Origin of the sequence: Bacillus cereus group sp. RP37, assembly GCF_040459695.1 — a bacterium.
In the GTDB taxonomy this organism is placed as follows: Bacteria; Bacillota; Bacilli; order Bacillales; family Bacillaceae_G; genus Bacillus_A.
Genome location: NZ_JARVHP010000001.1, coordinates 21,040 through 44,596, shown reverse-complemented (window position 1 = coordinate 44,596; position 23,557 = coordinate 21,040). Strand labels below are relative to the sequence as shown.

The window sequence follows — 23,557 nt, the reverse complement described above, 5'->3', positions numbered from 1 at the left end:
AAGGTAAATTTAGTAATGTAAAATTAGTATTGTCGAAATCCTCCAGAATCCCCCGGATTGCCACCGGGGGATTTATGATTATTTCATTGCATGTATGTAATAACGTAATACTTTTTCTATTTCTATTTTCAACTCTCGGAACGAGAATCCTAATTCATTAGCTTTTCCATTATGTAATGTACAATTAATCACTTCATTATAAGGCGCTACATTATCTCCTACTTCTTGAACGAGTGCTTTTATTCCCGTGTTTTCTTCTATGAAATGAATAACTTCTCGAGTAGAAACTGCCCCGTTGCTACAAGCATTAATTGGCCCTTCTATGTCCTTCATCCCGCACCAAGCTAAAAATTCTCCTGCTTCTTCTTCATGTATAAATGACAACTCTCCATCTAGATGATTCACGGCGACAAATTTTTGCCTCATAATATGTTCAACGTAAAATTGTAACCTTTTCGTATAATCGTTTTCTCCAATAACAACTGGAAAACGCACTGCAACAACTGGGAATGTTGCCTGTTGAAATACAACTGCTTCGACTAATCGCTTACCTTCACTATAACTGAAGTCAGTTCTATCTCCATACGCGATTTCATACTCGTACGGATTAAAGTCCTCTTCTAACAAGCCTAGTGCTGGCTCATAAACAGCCATTGAAGATGTCATAATGTATTTCTTCGTTTTTCCTCGTAACACTTCACATATTATCTTCGCTGCATTCGAGCTATAGCATAAATTATCGTATACGATATCATAACTTTTATCTTCTAGACGCTCTGCTAATTGTTTTTCGTCTTCTCTATCTACAACAAATCTTTTTACTGCACAGCCAAAAGAATCTTCCGTAATTCCTCTCGTCGCAATCGTTACATCGTGTCCATCTTGCAAAAGTGCTTCTACTAAATGTTTACCAAAAAATCTTGTTCCCCCTAGTACCAATACTTTTTTCAACTTCATCATCCCCATTGTGATAAATTGTAAAATACTACCTCTCTATTATAAATGCTAATATATAAAAAGCATGGAATTAGTTTAACGATTCCATGCTTTTCTACAGAAAATATATTAACGTACTCGATATTTATAAATACAATAACAGAAGTATAAAATAGAAATTACGGATACATAAACCCATAGCTCATATACGAATCCCTCTCCCCATACTCCCATAAAATAAAAGAGTGAAGGCAACGTCAATGTTACCCATGATTGTACGAAGGCAATCCTTCCAAGATATTGATTGATATTCTTTTTTTGTGTATTTAATACAAAGAATAAATACCAAAGTAATGCCCACATAAACCACGTTAACGCATTAACAACATCGTGGAATTGAACAAATGAAACAACCATATAAAATAGAGCAATGATTGCTACCCAAATACAAAACCACCCTAGACCGCTACTATCCATTCCTTTTATAAAGGTAACACCTACATATAAATAGGTTAATCCAAATAAGAAAGTAGCTGCATATGAATACACTGTCCAATTGCTTTGGTCAGAAATCATGATTAAATAGAACGGGATAATAATTTGTAGTGCACCCACAAATAAATTAAAAACACCCGCACTTTTCATCTCTGCTTTTCCTAATATAACAAGACTATTTAAAAACAAAGCTGCACCCGAAAGTAATAATCCTACATAACCCATATATTCTCATGTGAAAACCTTACATTTCCACACTGTCCCTCCCCATCTTGTAAAAATTATATTATTCCTTATTCTCCTTCTTACTTCCAACTCCATACAAAGTTCTTTCGAAAATAAGTCAGACTTCCTACCTTAAAAAACGATAAAAAAATCCCTTTGATACATGTCATACAGTAATCATGTCCATCGCAATGTATCACATAATAAAAACGCTTTCAATAATGCGTAATGCAATTAGAAAGCTAATAGGATTATTTGATTATAAACGCACTTTACCAATGATACAAGTATTGGAATATTATTCAACATTACATTTTTTATTTCTATAAAAAATTAATAGAATGATACTTTTTCCCTATTTCATTCTATCAATGATCTGCATAGAATATTGTAAAATCATATTAAATTAGAAAGGTCTGATATTTATGCCTCCTCATTATCCACATCAAGCTGTTATTCATTCAACAGGTGTATTAACAAGAGAGCCTGCAACAGTTTCAGCAGTAATAAACATTGTAAATTTAGATGCATATTATGCACACTATATAAATATAGAGGTTTGGGATTGGTCTAACTATTCTAGTCCTGTAAAATTACCTGTATTTATTGGTGAAGATACAGTTGTAGAATTTCCATACCTTTTACAAGGCAACAATCTAGCAGTATTTTATGCTAATTTAGATGAAGCTATTAATTTGTATGAAATTCGTATTTCTTATCCTACTCACTCCAATATTATTGCAAATTGTTTCGGACGAAGCGTACCGCCTTATACAAGCCAAGAAGGTAATACGGTGTATCATAAACAACTTGTTCGCATTCATTAATAGTTCTTTCCTCTATCTAAAATTGATATAGAACAAATTGCTGTTCAAACGCTATGATCAGTAATATGTTCTCTTTCCTAAAGTGAACATATTACTGATCTCAAGTAGTATAATAAAGAATACAATTTATTATATACATAAAATATCCTACAAAATAATAAGAGAATACTTTACTAACTACCTTAAATCATTTGATAGCCATTTTTATTATTTACTTGCCATCTCCAAGAATCTACACACATCTCTTCTAACCCATATTCCGCTTCCCATCCTAATTCTCGTTTCGCTTTAGATACATCAGCAAAACATATTGCTACATCACCAGGACGACGCCCTATCACTTTATAAGGTATTTTTTCACCCGAAACCTTCTCAAAAGCCTTTACCATCTCCAATACACTATACCCTTTACCTGTGCCAAGATTATATGCCTCGATTCCTTTCGTCTCAAGTACTTTCTCAAGTGCCTTCACATGTCCTTTTGCAAGGTCAACAACGTGAATATAATCACGGACACCTGTCCCATCTTTTGTTGGATAATCGTTTCCGAATATATTTAACTCCTTTAACTTACCTACCGCCACCTGCGTTACATATGGCATTAAATTATTCGGAATCCCATTTGGATCTTCTCCAATACGGCCACTTTTATGTGCTCCAAATGGATTGAAATAACGGAGTAACGCAACACTCCATTCATCATCAGCTTTTGCTACATCACGCATAATTTGCTCAATCATTAGTTTTGTTTGCCCATACGGATTTGTCACACTCAGCGGAAATTCTTCTGTAATTGGTGATGTTTTTGGAATTCCATATACAGTTGCAGATGAACTAAAAATAAATTTTTTAACATTATGTTTCTGCATCACATCACATAGTACGATTGTACTTATTATATTATTATAATAATATGCAAGAGGAATTGTAGTCGATTCCCCCACTGCTTTAAATCCAGCAAAATGTATAACCGCTTCAATATTATTTTTCAAAAAAATCTCATTCATTTTTTCACGATTTAAAACACTTTCTTTATAAAATTCAAATTGTTTCCCTGTTATTTCTTTTACTCGGTTTAAAGACTCGATTGAACTATTTGAAAGATTATCTACGACTATAATTTTATAATTATTATTTAATAATTCTATACATGTATGACTACCAATATATCCTGCTCCACCCGTTATAAGTATCGCCATATATAGTCCCCCACTGATTATTAATTATAAAATTTTATAACCTCAATACACATCTATCCTACCACGAATAGACTGATAATTCTAAAAATATTTTTAATTATTATTTATAAAAAAAGAGCCACATAACCTTTAAGTTATGCAACTCTTCAACATACATATGTGTCTATATCTTTTTTTATTAATCAAGAAGAATAAAAATCACTTGGAAATTTTATATTGTTAAATTACGTAGCAATATACACTTAAAAAGTGGGCAAGGCTTCCCAATAACACGAACACGTGAAAAATTTCATGATGCCCCATATGTTTAAACTCTAACCACTTTAGCTTTGTTCCATAAATAAATCCACCAATTGTATAAAAAATGCCTCCAAGCACTAAGAGCACTATACCTCCTGCACTTAAGTTAGCAGCTAACGGTGCAAAGAACAGAACAATTAACCAGCCCATTGTAATATAAATTGCTGTTGATAACCATCTCGGGCAACTAAACCAAAACATTTTAAAAACAATACCACAAACGGCAGTTGCATAGACTAAACAAAATAATAATAAACCGTTTGCGGAATGTAATGTAATTAAACAAAATGGTGCATATGTACCTGCAATCAATATAAAAATCATAGAGTGATCGAGCTTCCTAAAGAAATAAATAACACGTTCACTGGCTACAACACTATGATATACAGCTGATGCTGTATACAGAACCATCATTCCGATCCCAAACAACATAACAGCTGTAATTGCCGCAAAAGATGGCATCTTAACAGAAACTTTTACAAGCATAGCTAATAATGCAACAAATGATAATACAGCTCCTCCCAAGTGGGTAAAAGCATTAACCGGTTCTCTTATATACGCATTCATATAAACACCCCTCATATAATTACATGTAGTTTTGATAACTACATGTAATTATATACGCATTATTATTAGAGGTCAACATTTACAATTCATTTGTTTCGTAATACCATATTTAGAGATAAACTAAACATTATGCTCCACTAAGTTATAAAAGTGAGGGGTTCTACGTGGAAAATATAAATAAATTGCTTGAAACATTACATTTAGAAAAAAATATTACACTCGAGGATATTCCAAATGTCGACTTGTATGTAGACCAGGTTGTCCAACTATTTGAAAATACTTATGCGGATACAACAAGAACTGATGATGAAAAAGTATTAACAAAAACAATGATTAACAATTATGCAAAAGGGAAATTGTTTATTCCAATCAAAAATAAAAAATACTCAAAAGAGCATATGATTTTAATCAGCTTAATTTATCAATTAAAAGGGGCTCTTTCCATTAATGACATAAAAAGCTCCTTAGAAAATATAAATGAATCCTTATTAAGCGATGATTCATTCGAATTAAATATGCTATATAAAGATTATCTTTCTCTTACCGAAAACAACGTCCAAAGCTTTAAACAAGAAGTAAATAACCGTATTTCAGAAGTAAGTGAGATTTCTTCCTTAGAAGATCAAAACTTAGAGAAGTTTTTATTACTAACATCATTCGTGTCGATGAGTAATATGTATAGACGCTTAGCTGAGAAGTTAATTGACGATTTAAAAGAATCCTAATAACCATAAAACGCTACCTACTTTTAGGTAGCGTTTTATTAACTTCAACTATCTGAATGATTGTAGTATTTTAGAAATTATGCTTCTAAGTATCTTCTCATCTTTGATTTTTCTATTGGAATTTTACTCTTTCAATAAAAAAAGTACATTCTGCATATTAGCAAAATGTACCTCCCCTAAAATTATAATTTTTACTGCTTCTTTATTAACAATTCAAAGCGATCATAATACTCTTTTACTAATAATTTACACATAGCATAAAAAATGAAAACATTAATAATAACAATAAACATTCCCATATTTGTATTAAAGCCCGCGTACAGAACCATTACTATATTTAAAAAGATTGTTAACGTTAATCCTAAAGCTATTCCTGTCCACTTCATTTCATATAGTAGTAAAAAGATGACAAATACTAACGCTGGGAAAGCGTATCTCTCATGTATTTGCGTAGGTAACATAAAGAACGCAAAACTTATAAAGGTCGCAGCTTTTAATAGAACCGCTGTATTCATGTGACGATGGAAAAAGATATACAGACAAGTCAACGCTGCCGCAATAGACAAGAGTATTAATCCAACTGTTTTCAATGTAATATGCGGTAAAATTTGAATCGTATCCACTGTATTAGGATCCGTACCAATTGCGTAATACCAAATGTTCATAGCAAATACAGTTACTGTTGGGAACGTACCTACCGCATTTAAATATGCTTGTTTTAACATCGTGATAAATGTTCCATACGCTGCGAAATAAAGACCGAATAGTAATAAAGGAATACAGAACCCGATTACAAATTTGGTTAATTGCTTGCCTTCTTTTTTTTCCCAAATGATTTTTAAGAAATACATAGCAAAAACAGGGGCAATTACGATTGATTGAAATTTAGCTAGTAGTGCTATAGCGTAAATAGCACCAGACCAAGTTGGCTTAGACATTAATAATAAAATTGAACTAACCATCAATATGCTATGTAGCATATCTACTTGCCCCCAAATAGTTCCATCCACTATAACGGCTGGACTAAAGGCAAAAAATGTTACTAATGCTGCTCTCATAATCGAATTGTCTATTCTTTTAGAAACTATAGCAAAAATAATAATAGCTACTACTTCAAATACAATGGACGGGATTCGAATTAAAACACCCGCAGCTTCCACATGTATATTTAAAAATGACAATATATCTCCATAAATACCTAAAAGAGCTAAGAAAAATGGCGGATAGTTTACTAAATCCCCATGTGCATACACATCACCTAGTCCATATTTACCTACAGTATTCATCCAATCCACGAAAAATAGTTGATCTCGTTCGTATCCTTCTAAATGAAATGCTAAATATATACGTAATAAAAGAGAAGCAAAAATTGCTAAGAACAAATAAAAATGAAGCCAATTCAAATTTCGCTTATCCCCAATCAAATTCATCAATGAAACACCGTCCTTACTTCTATATATCTTTAAATTACATTATTAAAATTATACCTGATTTTCACATTCGTTATTGAAAAAAATCAAATGAAAATACTATTATGTTTTAAAAAAATCGTCAATAGAGATTATTCAAGCTCATTATGAATTACTCTCTCTATTGGTTACCTTCAAATATAATTAATTTATTAGCTAATTTCCCTATGAAAACAATTGGCTATTATACCTCTATATGAATAATAAAAAACTATCCACCTTTATAGTGGATAGTTACCCTCACTTAATTGCCTCATGAACTTTTAATTGTTTACCTTTTATCGTCGTATTCTTCATGACCTTTAAAACAAGTGGCCCTTTTCCGTTTAATATTTCAACATATGAAACATTGTCTTGTATTGTAATAATACCTATATCTTCAGCGGAAACACCTTGAATTTTAGCAATTGTACCGACGAAATCTACCGCCCTAATTTTCTTTTTCTTTCCGCCATTAAAGTACAATTTCATAATTCCTTTGTTTATATCTGCATTTTTATCTTTCTTTATAATTGGTTTAGCATATATCTTTTCCTCAAATACTGCTTTCCCTTTTATAACTTCTTCTTTTGAAGGGGCCAGTTCTTTTGGAATTTCAAACCCAATATATTCCTCAATCTCTTCTAAAAATCTATTTTCATAAGGCGTTATAAATGTAATAGCTTTTCCATTATTACCAGCTCGTCCTGTTCTTCCAGTACGATGTACATAACTTTCTTTTTCTAATGGAATATCATAATTAATAACATGTGTAATATTATCAATATCAATTCCTCTCGCAGCTACATCAGTTGCTACTAAATAACGGAATTTTCCTTTTCTAAAATCATCCATAACTTCAAAACGATCTTCTTGTACCATACCACCATGTATTTTGTCACAAGGATAATTAACTCGTTTTAGCTGTCTATATACATGGTCTACGTTTTCTTGTGTACGACAAAAAATAATGCAACTATCTGGATTCTCAATCGTTGTTACATCTTTAAGAAGTGAAAGCTTCTCTTCTTCTCTCACTTCAAAAAGTCTATGTTCAATTTTATCTGTTGTAATCCCAGCCGCTTTAATTTCAATATGAGTTGGTGCATTCATATATGTACGGGATAACTTTTCAACATCTTCCGGTAAGGTTGCTGAAAATAGCATTGTCATTCTTTTTGTAGGTAATTCATCAATAATTGCCTCTACTTGATCGATAAAACCCATGTTTAGCATTTCATCTGCTTCATCAATCACTAAATATTTCAATCGATCTAAAGAAAGAGTCCCTTTTTCAATATGATCCAACACACGTCCTGGAGTCCCTACTACAATATGCGTCTTTTGTTTTAACTCTAATTTTTGACGCGCAAATGGAGATTTACCATAGATTGCAGCAGCTTTAATTCTTTTGAATCGCCCTATATTCGTAATATCTTCTTTCACTTGAACAGCAAGTTCCCTTGTTGGTGTTAAAACTAATGCTTGTGGTTTATTTTCTTCCCACTCTACCATTTCACAAAGTGGTATACCGAACGAAGCCGTTTTTCCACTTCCCGTTTGTGACTTTACAACAAGGTCCTTCTTTTGCAACGCAACTGGAATAACCTCTCCTTGCACTTCTGTTGGATGCTCATATCCTAAACCAGTAAGTGCTCGTCTTACTTCTTTACTTAATGCATAATTACTAAAGCTTTTTTTACTCATATATTAACCTCATTTGATTTTATATTTAACCTATTATGTTCTTCATGCCTCACTTTAGACTATAGTAAGATACTATATTAATCCACTGTTTTTAATTCGTTTAAACCTAAATTTATCTAAATATAATTTTAAAATAGTAAAGGGCAGCCTTAATAATAAGTCTGCCCTATCTATACCATATTCATTTTTTACGGAACTAGTTTTTTCACAACTGGTATTCTTTGCAATACTAACGTAATTGCCATACTAAGAACAATTGTAATCGTTACATTAATAGGTATTGCCAATATTGCATGCACACGCTCATTTACCTTAGGGAAAACCATATACAACAAGTTATTTAATAAGAAGAAGTGAAGAATATAGATTCCAAGGCTTGCTTGATTTATAAAACGGAATAACAATGGTAATTCTCTTTCTGATTTTTGGAAAGCATATTTGAAAAATACAAATAATCCAATTGCCATCAGTACAACGCCTGGCGCAAAGTATCCGTACCAAAACTGCTCTAACTGTCCATTTGCTTTTACTGTATAGTAATAAGTAATAAAGAATGTACTAATAAATCCTACAAATCCTCCAATGTAAGAAATATTTCTCCATTTTTTCGAAATATCAAAATTAGATAAATAATAACCAAGTAGGAAATACCCTACATAATTTGTAACGTAAAATAATTCAATATTAAAGTTGATCGGATAATAATATTTCGCTAAATTGACTACAACAGATGCATATAGCCATAAAATTAAAAAGTATTCTATTTCTCTTTTTTTAGCGTTCTTCACAAAGATTTTCAGTAGAGGTGTAATCAAGTATATCCCTACAATCATGTATAAGAACCACAAATGTCCCCCAATAGTATCTGTTAAAAAGTGCTTGATCCCTTGCTTTAAAGATACTGGGAAATATCCTGCATATGCTCCATATGCATAAAATATAGCGCTCCAAGCTACAAAAGGTATAATCACTTTACTTGCACGCTTCTGTAAAAATTCCCCGACTGAAATATCTTTTGTCCCCTTTAACAATAAAGCTCCACTAATCATTACAAAAATCGGAACACTCGCACGTGAAATCGATTCAAATAGATTACCAGCCATCCAGCGTGAAACATTATTGGCATCTAAAACGGCAACATAACCAGCAGAAACGTGAATTGTAACAACTGCGATTGTCGCTAATACTCGCAACCAGTCCATATACATTAATCGCTTCATTAAAATCTCTCCCAAATTTGTATATTTAATTTTTTCTTTGCCTCACATAATTCTATATCAGAAAATCCTATATTAAAACATTTTTTGACAATACAAACCTATAATCAACTTAAATAGACTCAATTTGTAAATATAAACATCAAAACCTTTGACTTATGAGTGAAAATAATGTAAATTATCTTTTGGACGAACATTTTTAAATGAAATGAATAAAATATTCGTATTTTAGGGGTGTAAATGATGGAAAACGTATTCGACTATGAAGATATTCAATTAATTCCTGCAAAATGTATTGTAAACAGCCGATCTGAATGTGATACAACTGTCACTTTAGGTAAACATAAATTTAAATTACCTGTCGTACCTGCAAATATGCAAACGATTATTGATGAAAGAATTGCAACTTATTTAGCTGAAAATAATTACTTCTATATCATGCATCGTTTCCAACCAGAGAAACGAATCTCATTCATTAGAGATATGCAATCACGTGGATTAATCGCTTCTATTAGCGTTGGTGTAAAAGAGGACGAGTATGAGTTCGTACAACAATTAGCTGCTGAGCAACTTACACCTGAATACATCACGATTGATATCGCTCACGGACATTCTAATGCTGTGATCAACATGATTCAACATATTAAAAAGCATTTACCAGAAAGCTTCGTTATCGCTGGAAACGTTGGAACTCCAGAAGCGGTAAGAGAATTAGAAAACGCTGGTGCTGACGCAACAAAAGTTGGTATTGGACCTGGTAAAGTTTGTATTACTAAAATTAAAACAGGCTTTGGAACTGGCGGTTGGCAACTAGCTGCACTTCGCTGGTGTGCAAAAGCTGCAAGTAAGCCAATTATCGCTGACGGTGGTATTCGTACACACGGCGACGTAGCTAAATCTATTCGATTTGGAGCGACTATGGTTATGATTGGTTCTCTATTCGCTGGTCATGAAGAGTCTCCAGGGGAAACAATCGAAAAAGACGGCAAACTTTATAAAGAGTACTTCGGTTCTGCTTCTGAATTCCAAAAAGGAGAGAAGAAAAACGTTGAAGGTAAGAAAATGTTCGTTGAGCATAAAGGTTCTTTAGAAGACACTTTAATCGAAATGGAACAAGATCTTCAATCTTCTATCTCTTACGCTGGCGGAACAAAATTAGACTCAATTCGTACTGTAGATTATGTAGTCGTGAAAAACTCTATTTTCAACGGTGATAAAGTATATTAATTTTTAAATTTAACTCGAAGGACAAGTATTTTTATGCTTGTCCTTCTTTTTATGTATAAAAATGTTAAATATTTTCATTTAACTGAATTTTCTAGTATCATGTTTTTATATACTTATAATAAGGGGGATATAATAAATGAAAGATGTAATTGAGAAACGCCATATTCGCGCAGAAGTTCCTACTGAACTAACATGGGACCTCTCTGATTTATACGAATCTGATAAAGAGTGGGAAACTGCATTACGTGTATTAACAGATGATATAAAAAAACTTGATGCATTTAAAGGACAATTACATACTAGCCCTACTACCTTATTACATTGCCTACTTTTAGAAGAAGAGCTTTTAATGAAGTTAACAAAACTATACTCCTATGCAAATTTAAAAGAATCTACTGATCGTACAAATCCAGTTATTCAAGCGAACTCTTCCAAAATTGCCGCTTTATGGACGAAAGTACATACGGCACTATCCTTTATTCATAATGAAATCCTCTCATTCGATGAAGGTACAATTGAAAAATATTTAACTGAAGAAACACAGCTTGAACCTTTCCGTAAATCATTACTAGACATACTACAAAAAAGGTCGCACACGCTCTCTCCTGAAACAGAAGAAGCTCTTGCTGCGCTTGGCGAAGTACATAGTTCTCCATACAAAATTTACGGTATGACTAAATTAGCCGATATGGATTTTACCTCCATACAGGACGAACAAGGAAACGAACTCCCTGTCTCATTTGCATTATTTGAGAGCAAATATGAGTTTTCTCCAAGCGTAGACATACGCAGAAAAGCATACTCATCATTTGTTTCCACCTTGAAACGATATAAAAATACAGTGGCAACAACATATGCTACTGAAGTAAAAAAACAAGTAACACTTTCTCGTTTACGCAAGTTTGAATCTGTTACGCATATGCTTTTAGAACCACAAAAAGTCCCACTTGAAATGTATAACAATCAACTTGATATTATTTATAACGAATTAGCGCCTCATATGCGCCGTTTTGCAGATTTAAAAAAGAAAGTATTAGGACTCGATCAAATGCTGTTCTGCGACTTACATGCACCTTTAGATCCTGAATTTAATCCGACAATTACTTACGAAGAAGCTGGAAAACTTATTCAAGACTCTTTACAAGTACTCGGCAATGAATATAGTTCCATTATCAAAAAAGGATTCAAAGAAAGATGGGTCGATCTTGCAGATAATGTAGGGAAATCGACAGGTGCATTTTGTTCAAGTCCATATGGTTCTCATCCATACATTTTAATTACATGGCAAAATACGATGCGTGGATGCTTCACATTAGCCCATGAATTTGGGCATGCTGGTCATTTTTATTTAGCAAATAAAAACCAGCGTATTATGAATGTACGTCCATCTATGTACTTTGTAGAAGCACCGTCTACGATGAACGAATTACTATTAGCCCAGCATTTATTAGCGACTACTGACGATAAGAGAATGCACAGATGGGTCATTCTGCAACTACTCGGCACGTATTATCATAACTTTGTTACTCACTTACTTGAGGGAGAATATCAAAGAAGAGTATACACTCTAGCAGAAAAAGGCGAAGCACTTACAGCTACAACTTTAACTGAAATAAAAACAAATGTACTTTCTACATTCTGGGGAGATTCCGTAGAAATTGACGAAGGCGCTGGCTTAACTTGGATGCGTCAACCTCATTATTATATGGGCTTATATTCTTACACCTATTCCGCAGGCCTCACTGCATCTACTGCGGTAGCCCAAATGATTAAAGAAGAAGGACAACCTGCCGTTGATCGCTGGTTAGATGTACTTCGCGCTGGTGGTACGATGAAACCACTTGAATTAATGAAACACGCCGGAGTAGATATGTCCAAACCAGATGCAATCCGTAAAGCTGTTTCTTACGTCGGTTCCTTAATTGATGAATTAGAGCGCTCTTATCAAGAATAAAAAATAAGCCCTCGCTTTATGAGGGCTTATTTCATATTTACTTTCCAAATCTTTTACGGTATCCACATTTCCTGCATAGCTCTTCGACTGCAACTCTTTTCGAAAATCCATCGACAATGTTTGTTGCTCTTTCACCTTCTATAATGTTAGAAAATGAGTCATTATTAATATTCCCAAGGTTAATAATTCCCTCACCATCTAAACAGCAAGGAATAACCGTTCCGTTCGCTAAAATTCCAGCCTGATTACGAAGACCGTGACAGAATCCTTTTCCATCATCCTCTTCTTCATGTAATGCCGGCCACTGGAATTCATAGTCTTGATTAATAAAGACACGGTCCGCAATTTTTATACCTTTTCCTGGTGTAAGCTTCTCTTCAATTTGATAAGATAGATCAAACTCATTTTCAATGATGGATAATAAATCTCTATTTTTCTGGATTTCAGCATTTGTTTTATTATCCTGAGTTAAATTCCATAACCTTAGCGAAACAATTAAATCCGATTGACTTGTCGCTTCCCTAATAAAGGAAAGTATACTTCTTACATAGCCCTCTTTATCTTGCGAGCCTGGGTGTCCATCAAAACTGTGCAGTGAAAAATTCATTTGTCTTAACGCAGGCTTATTTAACAGTCTATGCCTTCTCTTATTAATTAACGTTCCGTTCGTTGTAATATTAACTTTAAACCCTTTTTCATGGCTTAAATCTAACAGCTGATCTATTTTCGGATGAAGCAACGGCTCACCCTTCACGTGCAAATAAATGTAGTCTGTGTGAGGTTTAATTTGGTCTAATCTTTTAGCAAAATCCTCCACAGAAATGAATTGCTTCTGCCTTTCCGTCGGCGGACAAAAGCTGCACGCAAGATTACATACACTCGTAATCTCCAAGTAAAACTTTTTAAACTTCTTCACCTTTAATTCCTCACTTCTATGACTACTTATACTTTTTTCCTCTTCATATTACATCACACTTTTTTAGAAATAGAAACATACTTATTTTAGGAAACCTATATACCATCTATTAATGTTTAAAAGACCATCGGTAATTTTTGTCCAATGGTCCTTTTTACTCTTGTTATATATAAAAGTAGTTTTATTTATGATACGGTTCACCACGATTAATCCGAAATGCTCTATACACTTGCTCAAGCAATACTAATCGCATTAATTGGTGTGGTAATGTCATCTTTGAAAAAGAAAGAGATTCGTTTGAACGCTTCATTACTTCTGAACTTAGTCCAAGGGATCCACCAATTACAAAGGCAACTTTACTCTTTCCATATGTAGCAAGACGATCTAAGCTTATCGCAAATTCTTCTGATGATTTTTGCTTTCCTTCTATCGCTAACGCAATCACGTGCGTATCATCAGAAATTTTATCCAGTATACGTATACCTTCTTTTTCTTTTACAATTAACATTTCTGCTTCACTTAAATTTTCTGGTGCCTTTTCATCTGGCAATTCAATTACTTCTACTTTTGCGTATGCAGATAATCGTTTTAAATATTCTGCTATACCTTGTTTTAAATATTTTTCTTTTAATTTCCCAATTGAAATAATCGAGATATTCACACGTATTCCCCACCTTACAAACATGTTATCCACAGGACTTATCCACATATCCACAAATGTTACCCACATATTGTGTGAGAATCTGTGTTCGATACAACATATGTCGCCTCATTTTGACAAAATTCACATGTTTTTTTCTCTTTTTCTGAGTTATCCACATTGTTGATAACTGGTGCAACTTCACACTCATCCACAATAATATCTAAAGCTAATTCAACATGTTCTAAACAACAAGGTAAATTCATATTCTTCACCTCACTTTTCTACAATAGAAAACAGGAGGTAGGCCCTCCTGTTTTTAATACTTTTGAATGCCTAGTTTAACCGTTGTTGTTGCTCGTTTTGTACCACGATAAAACGTAAGAGTCATTTTATCATTAATTTTTTTATCATATAAGGCCGTACGGAATCCGATAATATCGCGAACCGGTTTTCCATCTACTGCTACAATTACATCGTGTTCTCGTAAACCAGCATCTGTACCTGGCGAAGGACTTTTCACATCTAAAATGCAAACTCCCTCTGTTACATTGCCTGGTAAATGCAATGTTTTTGACCAATAGTAGTTTGGAATCTCATTTAATGATCTCAGTTCAATTCCAACATACGGTCTTCTTACTTTTCCATACTTCTCTAATTCATTCATAATTGGAACAGCTCTAGTAACAGGAATAGCTAGCCCAATTCCTTCTACTTCTTTTGCAGCAATTTTCATTGAGTTAATACCAATTAATTGACCTGCTGCGTTTACAAGCGCACCACCACTATTACCTGGATTAATTGCTGCGTCTGTTTGCAATACTTCTACTTGCCAATCATAATGTCCATCTTGATCTAAGTCTACAGGGACAATACGCTCATTAGCCGAAATAATGCCTTGTGTGACGGTTCCAGAAAATTGTAGCCCTAGTGGGTTTCCAATCGCAATGACTGGTTCTCCTCTTCGAACAGTATTAGAATCGCCAATCTCAATTACTTTTTTCACATGCTTTGCATCTATCTCTAGTACAGCCAAATCTGTGACTACATCGGTTCCTAATACCTTTCCTGAAACCTTCTTACCGTCACTTAAACTTACTTCAATACGATTTGCTCCAGCAACAACATGATTATTCGTTACAATATAAGCTTGACCATCTGTCTTCTTATAAATTACACCTGATCCCGTACCTGCTTCTGAATCTGCCTCTGAAAAATTATCTCGTTGAATATTAATAACTCCAACAACAGCTTCAGACGCACGATCAACAGCATCCACAAAGCTAATCTGTTTAATTCCTTGAGCTTCGGCCATATTACTTCCACTTGCTTCAGCTTGCGGAAACGCGTCCGTATCATTTGAAAATAAAGGAGCTCCAAATGCAAATAATGAAGCTCCTACAATTGTTCCTGCTATGCTAGAAATAACAATACCTTTATGCTTCTTTTTCCTTGCACGTTTCATACGGTAATTTTCTTCATCAATAAAGGACATATTTGTTCACCTATCTTCCTGAAAACAACTATATTCACCTTTATTGTTTACTAAAATGAAGAATTATACGTATTGAATTTTTGTAGGCATTTTCGGATCTGTATCGTGAATTTCAAAAGCTTCTCCCACTCCAAATCCTTTTTCCTCTAATACTTGTGATACTGACATACGTGCTAGTTCTTTCATGTTATTATCTAAACTTAAATGGGCTAAATAAATATGTTTTGTCTCATCTGTAATTACATCCGCCATCGCTAATGCAGCATCCTCATTACATACGTGCCCAACATCACTTAAAATACGTCGCTTAATACTCCATGGATAACGTCCCATACGAAGCATTTCCACGTCATGATTACTTTCAAATACGAAAGCATTAGCTCCCTTAATAACACCTTTCATACGGTCACTCACGTACCCCGTATCTGTAATAAGGGCTAACTTTCTATTATTATTATGAAAAGCATAAAACATCGGCTCTGCAGCATCATGAGAAACTCCAAATGATTCGACCTCAATATCGCCGAATGTTTTTACATCCCCAACTGAGAAAATAAATTTTTGCTCAGTTGGGATATTTCCTATTAAATGTTCCATTGCATTCCATGTTTTCTCATTTGCATAAACAGGCAAATCATATTTACGTGCCAATACACCTAATCCTTTAATATGGTCACTATGTTCATGTGTTACAAGAATACCTGATACATCATTTATATTTAGTTCTGCCTGTTTAAATAAAGCCTCTGTTGCTTTACCACTTAAACCTGCATCGACGAGTAATTTTTTTTCATCCGTTCCTACATATAGCATATTCCCTGTACTTCCACTTGCAAGCACGCTAAAATGCAAACCCATTCTTTCTCACTCCAGTATGTTCATCAACCACTTGATTTTCCCTTTCCCCTAGTTCCATAACTTGTCCTTCAATTGCATTTACAAAGAAGTCCTGTTTCTGCTCCGTTTTTAAATTCCATGTTGGAGCGAGTACTTGGTTATTAGAAGTAGATGCGGTAAGGGTGGCATAACCAATTTGTGCTTCTTTTACATGTGTATTCCCATGAACTTTATTTTTTAAATACAGATTTTCTAAAGCCGTTTGGGCAGTAATAATTTCTTGCTGTTTCGTTTTTTCACTTTCGCCCATTTCTTTTAAATCAGTTAGCATCGTCTGCGTATACGACACAAGTTCATTTTTTTCATTTAATTCCACAACAATCATTGCCTGATCGTTATAGAAAATAGGCTTATCTTTATATTTTTGGAAGAAGTAAATTTTAGAGTCTTTCATCGCGCCAAACTCATACTTTTGTCCATCCAATACATAGTTCTTCAAAAAATCACTATACTTGTCTTTAGATAATGATTTTGTATTTAAAAAGGGCTCTTTTAGCTTACTTTCTATCTTGTACATATTTTGTATATGCGCCGTTTGATTTTTTAAAGACTGTACATCTTCTTCTTTAAATGCCTTGTTTTCCGCCCTAATAAATGACTCTTTTTTCGGTTCTTTAGGGAAATTACCCATAGTAATTTTGTTTGCTTTTAATTCTTGATCTATCTTTGTTTCTGCAATAAGCTCCAATTGATTACTATCTTGCTTTTGAATGAATTGAAAAATGAGAAAGAGGTCCAAAACAAAAAAGGTCACAATAAATATGGTTTTAATCCGATCCCAATCCATTTAGTCCTCCCTCACTCCACTCATATATTTTTTGTTTGCCAGCTTCATCTTCAACAAACTTTACATACCAGATTGGCTGTAGTCGAGCCACTTGCCCATCTAGTGATAATTTGTATCCAATACCAATGTCTTTAATGAATCGTTTATCTACCGCGGCATTATTTTCTAAAGATGCTATCACAACGTGACCTGATGGAAGAGTAACCTTCTGTTCTATACCTTTCGTATTTAAAGACAACAATGGTCTTTCATATTCCATTACTTCTTCTGATCCCCATACTTGTCTCAATTCAGCTAATCCATCTGTATTGAATACGGAATATCCATCTTCATGTAAACGGAATACTGTCTGTCCTTTATTCATATAGTCCAAACGATATGAATCCAAACTCCCACTGTGACCATTTACAAAATCAAAGCTTTTTTGTAAAAGCATTAAATTATCTGTCGTTTTCTCACTTGAAACAGAAGAATTCTTATACTTTAGCATATGATAATCGTTTTCAATCTCCATGGATCTAATACCATCTGTAAATGTCTCTTTCGATTTCTCGGTAATTGGGCTTAAATAACGTGGGTCACTAAAAAGAGCATTCTTAAATGTATCAACTGCTAAATTAGATGAAATATATGTTATATTATTTAATTCTGTCGTTCCATCTGGTAAAAATAGCTTCTTCATATCATTAATTTGATAATCAAAGTAAGGTTTCGCCGATACTATAAATTGATTTTGTGCGTTTACAACATCTTTTAAATACACACCACTTAATTTTGCTTCATATATTCTAGAGTTATCACTATCAGAAACAAAATTAATTTTAATTTCTTGATCTCTACTTCTAGAAGGATCAAGAATAATTCGATTAAAATGTTTCGGCTTATCTATACTTTTTTCTTTCATATTAAACATAGATTTAACTGCATCAAATGGGACGTTGGTAGGAAAAACAAGCTCAATTTTCCCTTCACCATGCACATAAGAAAGGAAATCAGCCTTAGCAATCGATATCTCTCTGAAATCATGTAATTCCCCTGCTTCCAAAGGTTTATAGATTGATTCTATATCTCCCTCTCTTTTGCTCCCGTAATGATTTTTATCTTTATGCACGATGATAGAAGTAGGGCGGACAACATCAGCGATTTTAGTTTGAGTAGTTCCTTCGTTCCCCTGCACAAATTTTGCGTTTTGCATAGATGTGGAATCTGGCACATACGTCCATAAGTTAAAAGTAAGAAATAGGCTAATTACAACTAAATTAATTAAAACTATCGTTTTAACATTTTCCATACTCATTCCCAATCGTCCTCTTCATCCGCTGCCATTGGCAATGTGAAATAAATAGTTGTCCCTTTTCCTTCCTCACTCTTCGCCCAAATCGAGCCACCATGTGCCTCAATCATTTCTTTCGCAATTGCTAATCCAAGTCCTGTACCACCCATTTGTCTGGAACGTGCTTTATCTACGCGATAAAAACGTTCAAAGATTTTATCGACGTTTTCTTTCGGAATACCCATTCCTTGGTCGCTTACACTAATCTCTAATAATTCCCCGCGATCACGTAAGCGATATGTTACCGTTCCACCTTCTGGTGAATACTTTAATGCATTCGAAATAATGTTATACAAAACTTGCGTAATTTTATCCGTATCCATATCAATAAATCGGGATTTTTTAGAGAAAGATCGTTTAAAACTTACGTTTTGCTCTTTAGACATTTCAAAACGATCAATAATGTTATTAAAGAAGTCAGTAAAGTCGACCCATTCTTTCATTAAACGATGTTCTGTACTATCAAGTTTAGATAGTTGCAATAACGCATTTACAAGTCTAATCATTCTTTCTGTTTCTTCTTGTGTAACTGTTAAAAATTGCGGTGCAATATTCGGATCTTGCCACGCACCGTCTGTAAGTGCCTCTAAATAACTGCGCATTGTTGTTAATGGCGTTCTTAATTCATGAGAAACGTTTGCTACAAACTCACGGCGTTCCCTTTCTATACGCTCCTGCTCAGTTACATCATATAATACGGCAATTAAACCATTTGCTTTCCCTGTCTCTTTTTGAATAACAGAGAAACTAGCGCGTAAAATATATGGCTCATTTCTTGTACTAAAATCTAATAAAACAGAATCCGGCTCTTCATATAAATGATCAAGTGTAAATTCTTCTTGTATCCCTAATACTTCTAAAACAGACTGATCGAGCGCCGTTTCACGCGAAACATTTAGCATCTTTTCCGCAGGATCATTTAATAAAATAATGTCCCCTTTTCGGTCAGTAGCAATTACTCCATCTGTCATATGTGATAAAACAGATGATAATTTACGTCTTTCACTTTCCGTTGAAGAACGAGCTTGTTGTAATTTTTTTGATAAATTATTGAAAGATAATGCTAATTGTCCAATTTCATCATGGCTATGCACTTTTACTTTCCTTGAATAGTTTCCTTTTGCCATTTCAATCGCTTGTCTTCGCATATCTGAGATTGGTCTCGTAATCGTTTGAGCTAACAAAATTCCAAGTACAGCTGTTACGAGTAATGCAATTACAGTTCCAGTCGCAAAAATTTGATTAATATCCTTCATCTGTTTATAAACATCTTCCATAGATGCAACAATGTAAATAACACCAAGTGCATCTTTGCCGTTATCATCTAGAATCGGAGTAAGCATAACTTGTACGCGATGGCCCGTACGGCCATCCTTCTCAATTTTCACTTCTGGCTTTTTTTGTACCAATACCCGCTGAACAGCTATATCAGTTGATGTTCTATTTACCTTATTTTGCTTTGACTCATCTGAAATAGCGAGTAACTTTCTATGCGAATCAAATACACTTACCTCTTGAATATCTTTCTTTCGATCAGAGGCAAATTTTCGAATTGACGTTTTAATCGTCTCATCTGTTGACTCTGTTTCTGCTTTTGTATAACTTTTTTTAAACTCTTGTTTCAAGTTATACGCTAATAAGTTCGTTTGCTGCGTTAAAGAATCTCTAAAGCCTTGCACAAGGCTCTTTTCTAACTCTCTTACGAAATATACTCCAATAACTTGCATAGCTATTAATATTAATAGCATATATATGAGTACAAATTTTAAATGAATAGATTGAAAAAAACCGACTTTCTTCATATACTATTCCTGCTCTGGGTCACGCAAGTAATACCCTACTCCACGTCTAGTTACAATTAAAGTAGGATGACTTGGATTATCTTCAATTTTTTCACGTAAACGACGCACTGTTACATCCACTGTACGTACATCTCCAAAATAGTCATAACCCCAAACTGTTTGCAATAAATGTTCGCGTGTCATAACTTGTCCTAAATGTTTTGCTAAATAATGTAGTAGCTCAAATTCACGATGTGTAAGTTCAATATTTTCCTCACGTTTCGTTACACTATACGCATTTGGATTGATAACAATTGGTCCAATAACCATTTCCGTATTTTCTTCTTTTTCTGCAGCACCACCTTGTTGATGACGACGTAAATTCGCCTTCACGCGAGCAAGTAATTCCCTCGTACTAAATGGCTTCGTTACATAATCATCTGCCCCAAGCTCAAGCCCTAATACTTTATCGATTTCAGAGTCCTTTGCTGTAAGCATAATAATCGGCATTTCTGAGCTTTTACGTATTTCACGGCAAACCTCTAAACCATCTTTACCTGGTAGCATAATATCTAATAAAACCATATCTGGCTGTTCTTCATTCGCTTTCTCAATTGCTTCATCACCATCATGCGCCATTACAATTTCAAAACCCTCTTTTTCTAGGTTGAACTTCAAAATGTCCGCAATCGGCTTTTCATCATCAACTACTAAAATTTTCTTTCCCATCATCGTCTATTTCCTCCTCATAAAAATATGGTCAATGATTCTTAAATATATTGATGTTTCTATAGTATATCCCTATATGACAGCAACCTTTATTTAAGTGTTCTCTCCTCTATTCTCATAGACTCATGTATGATCCACCTTTACACGGAATCCTATACGATCTACAGAAAAACCTCTAGCTTCAACTGCTAGAGGCTCCTCATCCTATTGTAAAATAACTACACACATTTGTAAAACTACACAAAATAAAAAGGATATTAAGTGGGCCCACTTAATATCCTGAGAGTGGCTCGGGACGGAATCGAACCGCCGACACGAGGATTTTCAGTCCTCTGCTCTACCGACTGAGCTACCGAGCCAAAACTATATATAAAACCACTAATGGTGGTATAAACAAAAGTGGCGGTCCCGACCGGGGTCGAACCGGCGATCTCCTGCGTGACAGGCAGGCATGTTAACCACTACACCACGGGACCAAAAATGAAAATAAAAAAAACATGACCCGTACGGGATTCGAACCCGTGTTACCGCCGTGAAAGGGCGGTGTCTTAACCACTTGACCAACGGGCCACGAAAAATAAAATGGTGAGCCATGAAGGATTCGAACCTTCGACCCTCTGATTAAAAGTCAGATGCTCTACCAACTGAGCTAATGGCTCATACTCACCAACGTCATATTTTCGTGACGACAAGATGTATCATAACATATCTTCTTTATTTTTTGCAACATCTTTTTTTATTTTTTTATAAAAGATAAGAAAAAACTCATGCGGACATGAGTTTTTTCTCAAAAATATCAATTAAGCTTCGTATACGTTACGAACGATATTTGTTTGGTTACGATCTGGTCCAACTGAGAACATAGATAATTGAATTCCTGTTAACTCAGAAACACGTTCTACGTATTTTCGTGCATTTTCAGGAAGCTCGTCTAATGATTTTACACCAGTAATATCTTCTTCCCAACCTGGAAGTTCTTCGTATACAGGCTCACATTTCGCTAAAATGTTTAAGTTTGCTGGAACTTCATCGATAACTTCGCCATTGTATTTGTAAGCAACACAAATTTTAAGAGTTGGAATACCTGTTAGAACGTCGATAGAATTTAATGATAGATCTGTTAAACCACTAACACGACGTGCATGTCTTACAACAACACTATCAAACCAACCTACGCGGCGTGGTCGACCAGTTGTCGTTCCATACTCACGACCAACTTCACGAATTTGATGACCAATTTCATCATTAAGCTCAGTAGGGAACGGGCCATCACCTACGCGGCTTGTATATGCTTTACATACACCTACAACGCGAGTAACTTTCGCAGGACCAACTCCAGTTCCAACTGTTACACCACCAGCAATCGGGTTAGAAGATGTAACGAACGGGTACGTACCGTGGTCGATATCAAGCATAACACCTTGTGCACCTTCAAATAATACACGTTGATCGTTATCTAGTGCATCATTTAATACAACAGACGTATCACATACATATTGCGCGATTTGTTGTCCGTACTCGAAGTACTCTTCAAAGATTTCTTCTACACTGAAACCTTCTGTATCGTACATTTTTTCAAATAAACGATTTTTTTCTACTAAATTGCGCTCAAGCTTTTCTTTAAATGCTTCACGGTCTAAAAGATCAGCCATACGAATACCAATACGAGCAGCTTTATCCATATATGCAGGACCGATACCTTTTTTCGTTGTACCGATTTTGTTATCACCTTTACTCGCTTCTTCTAACTCATCTTGTTTTAAGTGATAAGGTAAAATAACATGCGCACGGTTACTTACGCGTAAATTATCAGTACTTACACCACGATCGTGTAAGTATTTTAACTCTTCAAGTAATGCTTTCGGATCTACTACTAAGCCGTTTCCGATTACACAAATTTTCTCTTTATAGAAAATACCAGATGGAATTAAGTGTAATTTATATTTAACTCCGCCGAAAACAATTGTATGTCCCGCGTTATTTCCACCTTGATATCTTGCAACTACTTCCGCATGCTCAGAAAGAAAATCAGTGATTTTACCTTTTCCTTCGTCGCCCCATTGTGTTCCTACAACTACTACTGAAGACATTATTAAAGCACCTCCGCAATTTTCAAACGATCTATTCAAACAATATAATTGTACCAAAACCG

Annotated in this window: 21 protein-coding genes and 4 tRNA genes; 4 read left to right on the top strand and 21 right to left on the bottom strand. The window is 34.4% G+C overall.

Annotated elements, in window-relative coordinates; all coding sequences use genetic code 11:
• Window positions 1–78: 78 nt before the first annotated feature.
• Together QCI44_RS00240 and QCI44_RS00235 are read right to left on the bottom strand one after the other, a co-directional pair.
• On the bottom strand, window positions 79–960 hold the full coding sequence (locus QCI44_RS00240) for an NAD-dependent epimerase/dehydratase family protein (RefSeq protein WP_082181541.1): 882 nt from the start codon (window positions 958–960) through the stop codon (window positions 79–81).
• Window positions 961–1,065: 105 nt separating this feature from the next.
• Window positions 1,066–1,656: an AmiS/UreI family transporter gene (locus QCI44_RS00235; protein WP_000542569.1), complete on the bottom strand. Its 591-nt coding sequence runs from the start codon at window positions 1,654–1,656 to the stop codon at window positions 1,066–1,068.
• Between the two features lie 425 nt (window positions 1,657–2,081).
• Between QCI44_RS00235 and QCI44_RS00230 the strand changes: the two genes are divergently transcribed.
• On the top strand, window positions 2,082–2,483 hold the full coding sequence (locus tag QCI44_RS00230) for a hypothetical protein (protein ID WP_016085364.1): 402 nt from the start codon (window positions 2,082–2,084) through the stop codon (window positions 2,481–2,483).
• A gap of 182 nt (window positions 2,484–2,665) precedes the next feature.
• Here the strand turns inward: QCI44_RS00230 and galE are convergent, their stop codons facing one another.
• Entirely contained in the window at window positions 2,666–3,682 is a 1,017-nt protein-coding gene (gene galE, locus QCI44_RS00225) for a UDP-glucose 4-epimerase GalE (RefSeq protein ID WP_016136140.1), read from the bottom strand.
• Window positions 3,683–3,901: 219 nt separating this feature from the next.
• Complete coding sequence (gene trhA / locus QCI44_RS00220; RefSeq protein WP_016136141.1) at window positions 3,902–4,549, bottom strand: PAQR family membrane homeostasis protein TrhA; 648 nt, start codon at window positions 4,547–4,549, stop codon at window positions 3,902–3,904.
• A gap of 164 nt (window positions 4,550–4,713) precedes the next feature.
• Between trhA and QCI44_RS00215 the strand changes: the two genes are divergently transcribed.
• A complete protein-coding gene (locus QCI44_RS00215; protein ID WP_016136142.1) occupies window positions 4,714–5,274 on the top strand; it encodes a DUF1836 domain-containing protein in 561 nt (186 codons plus the stop codon).
• A gap of 191 nt (window positions 5,275–5,465) precedes the next feature.
• Here the strand turns inward: QCI44_RS00215 and QCI44_RS00210 are convergent, their stop codons facing one another.
• The 3 genes from QCI44_RS00210 to QCI44_RS00200 all read right to left on the bottom strand — a co-directional run bounded on the left by QCI44_RS00210 (window position 5,466) and on the right by QCI44_RS00200 (window position 9,649).
• Window positions 5,466–6,704, bottom strand: coding sequence for a hypothetical protein (locus QCI44_RS00210; RefSeq protein WP_033659980.1), 1,239 nt, complete (start codon window positions 6,702–6,704; stop codon window positions 5,466–5,468).
• Window positions 6,705–6,983: 279 nt separating this feature from the next.
• Window positions 6,984–8,429: an ATP-dependent RNA helicase DbpA gene (gene dbpA / locus QCI44_RS00205; protein ID WP_016136144.1), complete on the bottom strand. Its 1,446-nt coding sequence runs from the start codon at window positions 8,427–8,429 to the stop codon at window positions 6,984–6,986.
• Between the two features lie 188 nt (window positions 8,430–8,617).
• Window positions 8,618–9,649 carry an acyltransferase gene (locus QCI44_RS00200; protein WP_016085358.1) on the bottom strand — a complete coding sequence of 344 codons (1,032 nt, stop codon included), beginning with the start codon at window positions 9,647–9,649 and terminating at the stop codon, window positions 8,618–8,620.
• 240 nt (window positions 9,650–9,889) lie between these two features.
• Between QCI44_RS00200 and guaC the strand changes: the two genes are divergently transcribed.
• Window positions 9,890–10,873 (top strand): GMP reductase, encoded by a 984-nt coding sequence (gene guaC, locus QCI44_RS00195; protein WP_000432444.1) that lies wholly within the window; start codon window positions 9,890–9,892, stop codon window positions 10,871–10,873.
• Between the two features lie 136 nt (window positions 10,874–11,009).
• Complete coding sequence (gene pepF / locus QCI44_RS00190; protein WP_098985808.1) at window positions 11,010–12,827, top strand: oligoendopeptidase F; 1,818 nt, start codon at window positions 11,010–11,012, stop codon at window positions 12,825–12,827.
• A 37-nt stretch (window positions 12,828–12,864) separates the two neighbouring features.
• Here pepF and QCI44_RS00185 read toward each other — a convergent pair whose 3' ends face one another.
• The 14 genes from QCI44_RS00185 to QCI44_RS00120 form a co-directional block, all read right to left on the bottom strand.
• Window positions 12,865–13,743, bottom strand: coding sequence for a radical SAM/SPASM domain-containing protein (locus QCI44_RS00185; RefSeq protein ID WP_016085356.1), 879 nt, complete (start codon window positions 13,741–13,743; stop codon window positions 12,865–12,867).
• 181 nt (window positions 13,744–13,924) lie between these two features.
• Window positions 13,925–14,404: a 23S rRNA (pseudouridine(1915)-N(3))-methyltransferase RlmH gene (gene rlmH / locus QCI44_RS00180; RefSeq protein ID WP_001027000.1), complete on the bottom strand. Its 480-nt coding sequence runs from the start codon at window positions 14,402–14,404 to the stop codon at window positions 13,925–13,927.
• A gap of 59 nt (window positions 14,405–14,463) precedes the next feature.
• Window positions 14,464–14,649 (bottom strand): CxxH/CxxC protein, encoded by a 186-nt coding sequence (locus QCI44_RS00175; protein ID WP_001052827.1) that lies wholly within the window; start codon window positions 14,647–14,649, stop codon window positions 14,464–14,466.
• A gap of 53 nt (window positions 14,650–14,702) precedes the next feature.
• Window positions 14,703–15,878, bottom strand: a complete 1,176-nt coding sequence (locus QCI44_RS00170; protein ID WP_016136146.1) for a S1C family serine protease — start codon at window positions 15,876–15,878, stop codon at window positions 14,703–14,705.
• 63 nt (window positions 15,879–15,941) lie between these two features.
• Complete coding sequence (locus tag QCI44_RS00165; protein ID WP_000522836.1) at window positions 15,942–16,736, bottom strand: MBL fold metallo-hydrolase; 795 nt, start codon at window positions 16,734–16,736, stop codon at window positions 15,942–15,944.
• Window positions 16,720–17,562, bottom strand: coding sequence for a two-component system regulatory protein YycI (locus QCI44_RS00160; RefSeq protein ID WP_016085354.1), 843 nt, complete (start codon window positions 17,560–17,562; stop codon window positions 16,720–16,722). The genes QCI44_RS00165 and QCI44_RS00160 overlap by 17 nt, the downstream gene beginning before the upstream one ends.
• Entirely contained in the window at window positions 17,543–18,859 is a 1,317-nt protein-coding gene (locus tag QCI44_RS00155) for a YycH family regulatory protein (protein ID WP_098985807.1), read from the bottom strand. Before QCI44_RS00155 ends, QCI44_RS00160 begins: the two co-directional genes overlap by 20 nt.
• The gene (gene walK / locus QCI44_RS00150; RefSeq protein ID WP_000755363.1) at window positions 18,856–20,697 is read right to left on the bottom strand and encodes a cell wall metabolism sensor histidine kinase WalK; all 1,842 of its coding nucleotides are present in this window, start codon (window positions 20,695–20,697) and stop codon (window positions 18,856–18,858) included. Before walK ends, QCI44_RS00155 begins: the two co-directional genes overlap by 4 nt.
• Before the next feature lie 3 nt (window positions 20,698–20,700).
• Entirely contained in the window at window positions 20,701–21,408 is a 708-nt protein-coding gene (walR, locus tag QCI44_RS00145) for a cell wall metabolism DNA-binding response regulator WalR (protein WP_000971865.1), read from the bottom strand.
• Window positions 21,409–21,691: 283 nt separating this feature from the next.
• Window positions 21,692–21,764, bottom strand: a tRNA-Phe gene (locus tag QCI44_RS00140).
• A gap of 41 nt (window positions 21,765–21,805) precedes the next feature.
• A tRNA-Asp gene (locus QCI44_RS00135) sits at window positions 21,806–21,881 on the bottom strand.
• Window positions 21,882–21,903: 22 nt separating this feature from the next.
• A tRNA-Glu gene (locus QCI44_RS00130) sits at window positions 21,904–21,975 on the bottom strand.
• Window positions 21,976–21,988: 13 nt separating this feature from the next.
• Window positions 21,989–22,064, bottom strand: a tRNA-Lys gene (locus QCI44_RS00125).
• Between the two features lie 141 nt (window positions 22,065–22,205).
• Window positions 22,206–23,495: an adenylosuccinate synthase gene (locus QCI44_RS00120; RefSeq protein WP_016085352.1), complete on the bottom strand. Its 1,290-nt coding sequence runs from the start codon at window positions 23,493–23,495 to the stop codon at window positions 22,206–22,208.
• Window positions 23,496–23,557 lie beyond the last annotated feature (62 nt).

Excerpts from the sequence above, each read along its gene's own strand:
- QCI44_RS00240 (WP_082181541.1), bottom strand. The coding sequence starts at position 960 with ATGATGAAGTTGAAAAAAGTATTGGTACTAGGGGGAACAAGATTTTTT.
- QCI44_RS00235 (WP_000542569.1), bottom strand. The coding sequence starts at position 1,656 with ATGGGTTATGTAGGATTATTACTTTCGGGTGCAGCTTTGTTTTTAAAT.
- QCI44_RS00230 (WP_016085364.1), top strand. The coding sequence starts at position 2,082 with ATGCCTCCTCATTATCCACATCAAGCTGTTATTCATTCAACAGGTGTA.
- galE (WP_016136140.1), bottom strand. The coding sequence starts at position 3,682 with ATGGCGATACTTATAACGGGTGGAGCAGGATATATTGGTAGTCATACA.
- trhA (WP_016136141.1), bottom strand. The coding sequence starts at position 4,549 with ATGAATGCGTATATAAGAGAACCGGTTAATGCTTTTACCCACTTGGGA.
- QCI44_RS00210 (WP_033659980.1), bottom strand. The coding sequence starts at position 6,704 with ATGAATTTGATTGGGGATAAGCGAAATTTGAATTGGCTTCATTTTTAT.
- dbpA (WP_016136144.1), bottom strand. The coding sequence starts at position 8,429 with ATGAGTAAAAAAAGCTTTAGTAATTATGCATTAAGTAAAGAAGTAAGA.
- QCI44_RS00200 (WP_016085358.1), bottom strand. The coding sequence starts at position 9,649 with ATGAAGCGATTAATGTATATGGACTGGTTGCGAGTATTAGCGACAATC.
- guaC (WP_000432444.1), top strand. The coding sequence starts at position 9,890 with ATGGAAAACGTATTCGACTATGAAGATATTCAATTAATTCCTGCAAAA.
- pepF (WP_098985808.1), top strand. The coding sequence starts at position 11,010 with ATGAAAGATGTAATTGAGAAACGCCATATTCGCGCAGAAGTTCCTACT.
- QCI44_RS00175 (WP_001052827.1), bottom strand. The coding sequence starts at position 14,649 with ATGAATTTACCTTGTTGTTTAGAACATGTTGAATTAGCTTTAGATATT.
- QCI44_RS00170 (WP_016136146.1), bottom strand. The coding sequence starts at position 15,878 with ATGTCCTTTATTGATGAAGAAAATTACCGTATGAAACGTGCAAGGAAA.
- QCI44_RS00165 (WP_000522836.1), bottom strand. The coding sequence starts at position 16,736 with ATGGGTTTGCATTTTAGCGTGCTTGCAAGTGGAAGTACAGGGAATATG.
- QCI44_RS00160 (WP_016085354.1), bottom strand. The coding sequence starts at position 17,562 with ATGGATTGGGATCGGATTAAAACCATATTTATTGTGACCTTTTTTGTT.
- QCI44_RS00155 (WP_098985807.1), bottom strand. The coding sequence starts at position 18,859 with ATGAGTATGGAAAATGTTAAAACGATAGTTTTAATTAATTTAGTTGTA.
- walK (WP_000755363.1), bottom strand. The coding sequence starts at position 20,697 with ATGAAGAAAGTCGGTTTTTTTCAATCTATTCATTTAAAATTTGTACTC.
- walR (WP_000971865.1), bottom strand. The coding sequence starts at position 21,408 with ATGATGGGAAAGAAAATTTTAGTAGTTGATGATGAAAAGCCGATTGCG.
- QCI44_RS00120 (WP_016085352.1), bottom strand. The coding sequence starts at position 23,495 with ATGTCTTCAGTAGTAGTTGTAGGAACACAATGGGGCGACGAAGGAAAA.